This is a genomic window from Microbulbifer guangxiensis, from assembly GCF_021729075.1.
In the GTDB taxonomy this organism is placed as follows: Bacteria; Pseudomonadota; Gammaproteobacteria; order Pseudomonadales; family Cellvibrionaceae; genus Microbulbifer; species Microbulbifer guangxiensis.
The window spans coordinates 215,971-225,423 of the sequence record NZ_JAJSAQ010000007.1 but is presented as its reverse complement, the minus strand read 5'-3'; the positions used below and the strand labels follow the sequence as shown (position 1 = coordinate 225,423).

8 protein-coding genes are annotated in these 9,453 nt (G+C 61.8%); 3 read left to right on the top strand and 5 right to left on the bottom strand.

Annotation, left to right across the window (positions count from 1 at the left end; all coding sequences use genetic code 11):
* Positions 1-369: 369 nt before the first annotated feature.
* Positions 370-1,674, bottom strand: coding sequence for a tyrosine--tRNA ligase (gene tyrS, locus LVD12_RS15450; protein WP_237068622.1), 1,305 nt, complete (start codon positions 1,672-1,674; stop codon positions 370-372).
* 278 nt (positions 1,675-1,952) lie between these two features.
* On the opposite strand from tyrS, the gene LVD12_RS15445 reads away from it, so the two are divergent.
* Both LVD12_RS15445 and LVD12_RS15440 read left to right on the top strand, forming a co-directional pair.
* A complete protein-coding gene (locus LVD12_RS15445; RefSeq protein WP_237068621.1) occupies positions 1,953-3,356 on the top strand; it encodes a peptidoglycan DD-metalloendopeptidase family protein in 1,404 nt (467 codons plus the stop codon).
* A gap of 140 nt (positions 3,357-3,496) precedes the next feature.
* Positions 3,497-4,606: an anhydro-N-acetylmuramic acid kinase gene (locus LVD12_RS15440; RefSeq protein ID WP_237068620.1), complete on the top strand. Its 1,110-nt coding sequence runs from the start codon at positions 3,497-3,499 to the stop codon at positions 4,604-4,606.
* A 78-nt stretch (positions 4,607-4,684) separates the two neighbouring features.
* Here LVD12_RS15440 and erpA read toward each other — a convergent pair whose 3' ends face one another.
* From erpA to argC, 4 genes are all read right to left on the bottom strand, one after another.
* Positions 4,685-5,038 (bottom strand): iron-sulfur cluster insertion protein ErpA, encoded by a 354-nt coding sequence (erpA, locus tag LVD12_RS15435; protein WP_237068619.1) that lies wholly within the window; start codon positions 5,036-5,038, stop codon positions 4,685-4,687.
* A 138-nt stretch (positions 5,039-5,176) separates the two neighbouring features.
* A complete protein-coding gene (locus LVD12_RS15430) occupies positions 5,177-5,587 on the bottom strand; it encodes a bactofilin family protein (protein ID WP_237068618.1) in 411 nt (136 codons plus the stop codon).
* 66 nt (positions 5,588-5,653) lie between these two features.
* A complete protein-coding gene (locus tag LVD12_RS15425; RefSeq protein ID WP_237068617.1) occupies positions 5,654-6,394 on the bottom strand; it encodes a DUF6776 family protein in 741 nt (246 codons plus the stop codon).
* 55 nt (positions 6,395-6,449) lie between these two features.
* On the bottom strand, positions 6,450-7,496 hold the full coding sequence (argC, locus tag LVD12_RS15420; protein WP_237068616.1) for an N-acetyl-gamma-glutamyl-phosphate reductase: 1,047 nt from the start codon (positions 7,494-7,496) through the stop codon (positions 6,450-6,452).
* Between the two features lie 113 nt (positions 7,497-7,609).
* On the opposite strand from argC, the gene LVD12_RS15415 reads away from it, so the two are divergent.
* The gene (locus LVD12_RS15415; RefSeq protein WP_237068615.1) at positions 7,610-9,418 is read left to right on the top strand and encodes a chloride channel protein; all 1,809 of its coding nucleotides are present in this window, start codon (positions 7,610-7,612) and stop codon (positions 9,416-9,418) included.
* Positions 9,419-9,453: the final 35 nt, after the last annotated feature.

Sequence of the window (9,453 nt, the reverse complement as noted above, 5' to 3'; positions counted from 1 at the left end):
CCGGTAGCTCGTGAGGGGCGCGCATTATAGCGAACCGCCTCTCCGCAGCAAGCCTTTTTTGCAGGCTTTTTTCAGTGTCGAAACCGCTGCCCGAAGGCGCTCTGTTTCGAACTGAAGGACTCGCTGGAGCCCTGTGCGAAGCCGCTTGTGGCTCCGTCGAAGTGGCGCGCATTATAGCGGCCATTCCGACCCTGGCAAGCTCTTTTGTGAAGAAATTTTCTTAGGAAAATCAATCACTTGGAGCCGCCACCTCACTACTCATCAAGCAGCGAGGGCGCGAACTATACGGCCCCGGACCGGGGGCCGCAAGCACTTTCGTGACAAAACTGTAAAAAAGTTATTTCCCTTCAGGAAGCGCCGAAAAAACAATCAACCCGGCAGCGCAAAGAGGTGATACTTCTTCTTGCCGAGGCGCACGATGAAATAACGATCATGAAGGGCAGACCCAGGGGCAAATACCGCCGCCGGCTCACCATTGCTCTCGATCCCTACCGGCTGCCCGTTGACGATCACAGCCTTGCGCCCCAGCGCATCCTTGACCGGCTTGCCGGATGGCGCCATGCCGGCCTCCACCAGAACATGAATCAGGCTCTGCTCGCCAAAGTCAGCCGGCAGCTCTGAGCTCGGCAGGCCATCCTGGCGCAGCTGCTCCAGATCACTGGCAGAGAGCTCGGTAATCTCACCGGAAAACAGCGCGGCAGATATACGCTCGGCCGCGGCCAACCCTTCCTCACCATGTACTTCCCGGGTCACTTCCCGGGCCAGAATTCCCTGAGCCTTCGGCTTGCCGGCGCGCTCGGCATCGGCCCGCTCGATCGCATCGATCTCGTCGACACCGAGGAAAGTGAAGTACCGCAGGAACTTGTAAACGTCGGCGTCTGCCGTATTCAGCCAGAACTGGTAGAAGGCGTAAGGGGACGTCCGTTTCGGGTCCAGCCAGATAGTGCCGCTCTCGGTCTTGCCGAACTTGGTGCCATCCGCCTTGGTGACCAGGGGCAGCGTCAGACCAAAGACCTTGCCGCGGTGCTGGCGCCGGGTCAGGTCCACTCCCCCGGTAATATTGCCCCACTGGTCAGAACCCCCGATCTGCAGCGTGCAGCTCTCGCGCTGGTAAAGCTCTGAGAAGTCCATGGACTGCAACAACATGTAGCTGAACTCGGTGAAGGAAATCCCCTCGCCCTCGCGCTGGATCCGCTGCTTGACGGACTCCTTGTTAACCATGTTGTTGACGGAGAAATGTTTTCCCACCTCGCGCAGGAAATCGAGCACATTCAGGTTCTGAGTCCAGTCGAGGTTATTCACCACCGTGGCACTGTTTTCACCGCAGTCGAAGTCAATAAACTGGGAAACCTGGGCGCGAATTTTGTCTACCCAGCCGGCAACCACGTCCGGCGTATTGAGGCTGCGCTCCTGGGCCTTGAAGGAAGGATCGCCGATCAGGCCGGTTGCGCCGCCAACCAGTGCGATTGGACGATGCCCTGCCGCCTGAAACCTCTTTAATGTCAGAAGGGGTACTAGACTCCCTATGTGAAGGGAATCCGCGGTCGGATCGAAGCCGCAATAGAGGGTGCGGGAATGCGCCAGATGCTCGGTCAACTCCCCATCCCCCGTGGCCTGATTGATCAGCCCCCGGCGGTCCAAATCTTTCAACAGTGTCGTATCGACCCCGGCCATCGTTTCCCCTCAGTGCAATATCTGGCGATTGGCGCCGCCGGACGGCGGCAAAGCGGGCTGCAACATTACCGAATATCCCGCTAAATACAAGCGGCCGCGGGCCGCCGCCACCCCGACCAAGGAACAGGTACAGAGGAACTGAACCATGGAAGTGCAGGTCAATTACCCCGTGAATGCCGACAGATTTTTTGTTATAAAGCCGTCTCGGTGTTCGTTTTTTAGGCACGACAGATGCCACACACCGATAAAAAGTAACACCAGCGCTACCCGTTAAGACCATGGAAAATCCACGCACACCGAAGCCCAAGCGCCTGTTCGGCGCCCTGCGCCAGCATTTCCCGCGCACTCATGCCCTTGCGGCAGGGGCCGCCAGTTTCGCGCTGGTGCTCGCCATGTTCGTTCCCACCCCCGAGGTGGAAGCCAAGCGACTCTCCCTGCCGGTCAATCTCTCGGTGCCGGAAGATCCGGCCGACCTGCCGGCCGGGAAGGCAGAAGAGCAGGTTGCCGCTACCGATGCCGTACTTGCTCCCGCCATCGAGGCCCCGGCCGAGATCGACAAAAAGGATCTGGAAGTTCGCAACGGCGACACCCTGTCCGACCTGTTCAAACGTGCCGGTGTCGATGCCGCCGAGATGTACAAGCTCCTGTCCAGTGGCAAGGAAGCGCGCGGGCTGGCCCGACTGACTCCCGGGGAAAAGCTCACTTTTCACATCGACAACGACGGCTCACTGGCGAGTCTGGAACTGCATCGCGACCGCCTCAACCTGGTGGAGTTCACCCGCGAGGACAGCGGCGCCTTCCGTTACGCCGCTTACCAGCGTGAGGCTGACAGCTACTCCGCCTACCGCGAGGCTGAAATCGACAGCTCCCTCTTTATGGCCGGGAGCGAGGTAGGGCTGAGCCATGACCTCATCATGGAAATGGCCCAGGTCTTCAGTTCCGATATCGACTTTGCCCTCGACATCCGCAAGGGCGATCGCTTCAGCGTAATGTTCGAGGAGAAGTTCCTCGACGGCGAGAAGATCGGCAATGGCCCGATTCAGGCGGTCACCTTCGTCAACCAGGGCAAGACTTTCAGCGCCGTACGCTACGTCGATGCCAATGGCGATGCGAACTACTACACGCCGGATGGAAAGAGCATGCGCAAGGCCTTTATCCGCACCCCGGTGGACATTGGCCGCATCAGCTCCCACTTCAACCCCAGGCGCCTGCACCCGATCTTCAAGACCCGGCGGCCGCACAACGGCACCGACTACGCTGCTCCCACTGGTACACCGGTGTATTCCGCCGGTGATGGACGGGTCATCAAGGCCGGCTATAGCAAGGCAAACGGCAACTATGTGTTCATCAAGCATGGTGAGCGCTATATCACCCGATACCTGCACCTGCACAAGCGCAAGGTCAAAGTCGGCCAGCGTGTGAAGCAGCGCCAGGTGATTGGCACTGTCGGCGCCACCGGTTATGCCACCGGCCCCCATCTGCATTACGAGTTCCTGGTGGATGGCAGCCATCGCAATCCGGCCACCATCGTGCGCAAGCTTCCGAAGGCCAAGTCCATTCCGACGGCAGAGATGGAGCGCTTCCGCATGCAGACCCAGCCGCTGCTGGCCAAGCTTGAGAGCTACGAGCAGCCCGCCCTGGCCCAGCGCGATGAGCCTGAGGACACCCAGGAAGTGAACTGAACCTTTCCGCGTGCGCCCACCCATCGGTGGGCGCCTCGCCTTCCCCGGGCTGCATCCGTCACGCCAGCAGCCACCCCAGAACAACAAAGCCAGAACAACAAAAAGGAAGCGCTGTCAGCGCCATTCTTGAGGGAGCATGAATGTCTGAGCTCTACATCGGCCTGATGTCCGGAACCAGTGTCGACTCCATCGATGCGGTGCTGGTGGAATTCGAGGGGGCCTCCCCACTCAGGACTCGCATACTGGAGACTGTCGGTTATCCGATCGCCGCCACCATACGCGAGGCGATTCTCGCACTCTGCGCCCCCGGCCCTTCGGAGCTGGATCGTGCCGGGCAACTGGACCGCCAACTGGGCGAGGCATTTGCGGACGCCGTGGCAACCCTGCTCGAGCGCGCCGCTGTCACTCCGAACGAAATCAAGGCTATTGGCAGCCACGGGCAGACCGTGCGCCATCGCCCGCCCGGCAGTGTTGCAGTGCCCTTCTCCATGCAGCTCGGCGATCCGAACACCATTGCCACGTTGACCGGCATTACCACGGTGGCGGACTTTCGCCGCCGCGACATGGTGCTCGGCGGCCAGGGCGCCCCCCTGATGCCCGCCTTCCACCACGCCGCCTTTGCCGCAGCGACAGACCGGGCGGTGGTGAACATCGGCGGCATGGCGAATATCACCGAGCTGGCCGCCAACGGTAGCGTGCGCGGCTACGATACCGGACCGGGCAATGCATTGCTGGATTACTGGGTAGAGCTGCACCAGGGGCAGCCGTTTGACCGCGACGGCGCCTGGGCCGCCAGCGGTCGAGTGCACCCGGAGCTGCTTGAGCGCCTGATGGCAGATCCATATTTTGCCGCCACACCGCCGAAGAGCACCGGCCGTGAGACCTTCAACCCCAGCTGGCTGGAAGGAGCCACTGTTGGCCTGCAGCTTTCCCCTGCGGACGTCCAGGCAACCCTGGCGGAAGTGACTGCGGCGAGCATTGCCGATGGGGTCAATTCTTTTGCCAATGGCGGTGAGCTGCTGATCTGTGGTGGCGGCGCACGGAACCTGGATCTGATCGAGCGGCTGCAGCGGCGACTGCCCACCTGGTCCATAGCCGACACCGGTAAATACGGCATCGACGCCGACTGGCTGGAAGCGGTGGGTTTTGCCTGGCTGGCCCGCCAGACACTGCACGGCCTGCCGGGGAACTGTCCGGGGGTTACCGGCGCAAGCCGAGATACCGTGCTGGGGGGAATCTATCCCGCCTGACGCGGGTGTCGTGGGCAGTCCGGGACAGCGGGGGCAGGCGCCTGCGCTGTCCGCATGAAAATCATGTCGGCGCGAAAATCAGATAGAGAAAGAGGATCCGCAACCGCAGGTGGACGACGCGTTGGGGTTCTGCACGACAAAGCGGGATCCGCTCAGGCCTTCCTCATAGTCCACGCTCGCCCCCACCAGATACGGGTAGCTCATGGCGTCAACAAGCACCTGGATGCCATCTTTCTCGACCACGGCATCGTCTTCCGCCACCAGTTCATCGAAAGTAAAACCGTACTGGAAACCGGAACAGCCGCCGCCGGTAACAAAAACCCGCAGCTTCAGCTCCGGATTGCCCTCATCCTCCAACAGGCTCTTGACCTTGGCCACGGCGCGCTCGGTCACCAGGACCGGTTCAGGGGAAAAGGATACAGCTTCTGACATAGGTTTCTCTCGGTATTTGGGCTGGGATCGCCCCTTTCCGACAGTATATCGAGGGCGGCACCAGGGCCGCCATCTTGCTAAAACCGACCAGGGCAGTCAAGTATTCGGAGCCGACGGTCGCGGCCCCGACAGGAGGGATCAGTCGACTTCGGCGACAGCCTCTTCGGCATGCTCCAGCAGGCGGGTCTCACCGGTGGAGTCGATGTCGATATTGGAAACCAGGGAACCGTTGACCTGGGCACCCTTCACCATTTCGATCAGCTTGTAGTGCACGTTGCCTTCCACCATCGCCTTGGAGGACAGCTCCAGGTGACGGGCGGCATAGACATCTCCTTTCACGTTGCCATTGATGACCACGTGCGGAACGCGGATCTCGCCCTCGACTTCGCCGCCATCGACGATCTGCAGGCGCGCGTCACTGTCACTGTGGGCGCTGACGTTGCCTTTCACTTTGCCCTCGATCACCAGGTTGCCGCGAAAATGCAGGTCACCGGTCACCTCCGTCTGGCGGGCGATCAGTGTTGTGTGGTTGCTTCCGGAGCTCGCCATAACAGTAGCCTTCTCTTTTTTTCTCAACATAAGTCTTTCAAAACCTCGTTTACCAGCCCCGGCCGACTAGCTTTTCTGCACCAGCCAGCCGTAACGCTGCTCGATATTGAATCCCCCGCGGCCGCCGGATTTCAGCGACAACTCCACACCCTCGGGCTCGAAACCCTCGGGCAACTTTAGCTCCCCTTCAATATTTTGAAAGTACTTGAAGCGTAGGGGGATCGATTCGCTGTCCACCTGGGGCGAGAGCGCACTCAGGGGATAGCGTTTTGGCTGTCCATCCTGACTGCCCACCACGGTGAAGGTCGCCTGACCGGTCACCACGTTGTGTCTTGTCGCCGACTGCTGCACCAGAAGCTTGTACTGGTAGCGGCCATCGGCCATTTCCGAGATGCTGAAACGGCCGATGGATACACCGTCACTGCCGTCCGCCGGAGCCATCAGCCCCCGGTAGAAAGAAATCTCCTGCTTAAGCTCCGCAATGCGGCTCTCTTTTTCCACCAGCTCCGTGCGCACCTTCTCACTGGCCTGCTCACCGATGGCCAGTGACTGCTCTGCCGTGGTAGCTCGCAATCGCAGGGACTCGTTCTCCTTTTTCAGTCTGTCGAGCTCCTTCAGGGCGCGCTCATGGGCAAGGGTCTTGCGATCCAGGTTGCTGCGCAGATGGTGCTGACCGGCGAAATAGGCAGCCGCAGAGGTGGCGAGCACCAGCAGCGCCACCCCCAGCACCGACAGGGCGCCAGAGAACGGGCGGTGGGGCACCACCTTCATGCGGTACTGCTTGCTGCCTTTGACTTTGCGCGCCATGAATTCCGTGTTGCCGTGATTAAACTGATAAATCGTGTGGATTAAGCTGCCGATTCTAAGGCAGTAGGGCCGGGCTCTCCAGCCCAAGGGTTTCCTGCCAGCCGAACATTATGTTCATGTTCTGCAGTGCCTGGGCCGAGGCGCCCTTGGCCAGGTTATCAATTACCGACAGGACCACCAATGTATCCCCATCCTGCGGGCGGTGCAGCGAAATGCGGCACAGATTGGTCCCGCGCACACTGCGGGTCTGCGGATGACCCTGCGGCGACATGACGTCCACGAACGGCTCGTCCCGGTAGCGGGCCTCGAACAGGGCCTGGGCAGACTCAAGCGTCTGGCCCGGTCGCAGACGGGCATACAGTGTGGCGTGAATACCGCGCACCATCGGCAGCAGATGCGGCACAAAGGTCAGCGTTGCCGGATCGCTGTCCTGCGGCTGGACCATGCGCAAGCCCTGCTCGATCTCTGGCAGGTGCCGATGGCCGCTGGCCGCGTAAGCGCGGAAGTTGTCACTGTTTTCGGCGAACAGCAATTCGGTCTTGCCCTGGCGACCGGCGCCACTGGCGCCGCTGGCGGCATTGGCAATCAGCCCGGTGGGTTCGACGGCGTCAGCCTCGAGCAGTGGAATCCAGCCCAGCTGGATGGCCGTCGGGTAACAGCCCGGGCAGGCCACCAGCTGTGCCCCGGCAATCGCCTGCCGGTGCACCTCCGGCAGCCCATACACCGATTCAGCGGCGAGCGCGGGGGCTGCGTGCAGTTGCCCGTACCAGCGCTCCCAGGCGGGGACATCCTTGATGCGAAAGTCTGCTGACAGGTCGATCACCCGCACTCCGCGACTGATCAGTTCAGGCACCTGGGCCTGGGCAACCCCATGGGGGGTGGCGAAGAACACCAGGTCTGCGCGGGCGAGCACCTCAACATCCGGCTCGCTGAACGCCAGTTCACTGTGGCCACGCAGGCTCGGGAACAGCTCTGCCACCGGGGTACCGGCCAGGGTCCGCGAGGTGATCGCCTCGATCTCCACCTGCGGATGCCCGCACAGCAGGCGCAGCAGTTCCACCCCCGTGTAGCCGGTACCCCCGACAATTGCTACCTTGATCACCCTGACGGTCACTCCTGTGCTCATTGAACCCAGCCAGATAGGCCCTCTGGGGCCCATCCGGATAAAATACGCGCAGCACTCTACCACATCCCAGCCATTTAACAGGACGAGCCTTGAAGCCAGCCCCAGACTCCCGCGACAAGAGACCAGCCCTGCGATGGCTGCGCCATGAGCGCGGGCTGGAAAAACTGCGCCTGCAACTTTCCGCCCAGGACGCCCTGGCACCACTGCTGGCCATGGCACTGCTCACAGGTATCGCCGCGGGGCTGGTCACGGTCGGATTTCGGCTGCTGAGCGAATCCCCCTCGCGTCTCTATCTGCCGATGCCGGACCAGTTTGAGGCACTGCCACAGATCTGGCGCTTCGCGCTGCCGGTGCTGGGGGCGCTGGCGCTGGCCGCCATGTACCACCTGCTGAAACCCAGTCGGCGACATACCGGTATCGTGCATGTGCTGGACCGGCTGCACAATCACCAGGCACAGATGCCCGCCTCCAATGCCGTGCTGCAGTTCCTGGCCGGCTCGGTGGCCCTGCTCAGTGGCCAGTCCGTGGGCCGTGAGGGCCCTGCCGTGCACCTGGGTGCCGCCAGCGGCAGCCTGTTGGCCCGCCAGCTCAAGCTGCCCAACAACTCGGTGCGCAACCTGCTGGGATGCGGCGTCGCTGCCGCCATTGCTGCCTCGTTCAACACACCGCTGGCCGGCGTGGTATTTGCCATGGAGGTGGTCATGCTGGAGTACTCCGTGGTCGGCTTCCTGCCGGTAATCCTGGCCGCGGTGATCGGCAGCGCGGTCACCCAACTGGTCTTCGGCAGTGAACCGGCGTTTACGGTACCCGCCATTCAACTGAATTCCCTGGCAGAGATGCCGGTTCTGTTTTTCTTCGCCATTGTGATCGGAAGCCTCGCGGGGATTTTTATCCACATCCAGCGTCGGCTGGCGCCGGTACAGCGAAAGTCCCCCGCCGTGCGCTTCCTCATCGCCGGCGTGTTCACCGGCACGGTCGCCATCTGGGTACCGGAGGTACTGGGCGCCGGTTATGACACCCTGGAAAAAGCGATTCTCGGTGAGCTGGCCCTGACTGTGCTGGTGATCATCGTGGTGGCAAAGTTCGCCACCACGCTGCTGGCCAGCAGCCTGGGGATTCCCGGTGGCGTGATCGGCCCCAGCCTGTTCCTGGGGGCCTGCCTCGGCGGCATCGCCGGCGGCCTGACCAACCTCTGGCTGGGCGAGGGCACGGCCAGTCCCGGTTTTTATGCCATGGTGGGTATGGCGGCGATGATGGCAGCACTGCTGAACTCGCCCCTGGCGGCGCTGCTTGCCATCCTCGAGCTTACCTACAATCCAAATGTCCTCTTTCCCGGTATGCTGATGATCGTCGTGGCCTGTCTGGTCAGCCGGAACTTCTTTGCCACCGAAGGTATCTTCCAGGAGACACTGCGCTCCCTGGACAAGAGCGGCACCCCCAGCTGGAGGCAGCAGATGTTGAGCCGGGTGGGAGTTGCCAGCGTTATGGAGCGACGCTTCTCGATTGCCCCGCAGAAGCTGAGTGAGGCTGAGGCCGCGCGCCTGATTGCGCCGGGCCCGCACTGGATCGTGATCGACCTGCCGGAAGAACCGGCACCGCAACTGCTGCGCGCTGCGGACCTGGCCAGCTTTCTGCAGCGTCTCGAAGAGGCCCGCAAGCAGAACCGCGAGAGCAAGGATGAGGGTGCGGGCGATCCCATCGATCTGCTGAAACTGCCCGGTGAGCGCCACCCGCTGGCAGCGTTGAATTGGCGCGCGACCCTGCTGGAGGCACAAAACAAGCTCGAGAAGAGTGGCGCCGGCGCCTTGTATGTCCACCGCGGGCTGACCGGGGTGCTGGACAACCATGTCGCCGGTATTATCCTGCCGCAGCATATCGATAATTTTTATCGCCAATAAAAACCATCGTTCATTCGACATTTTTCACGGGAGGG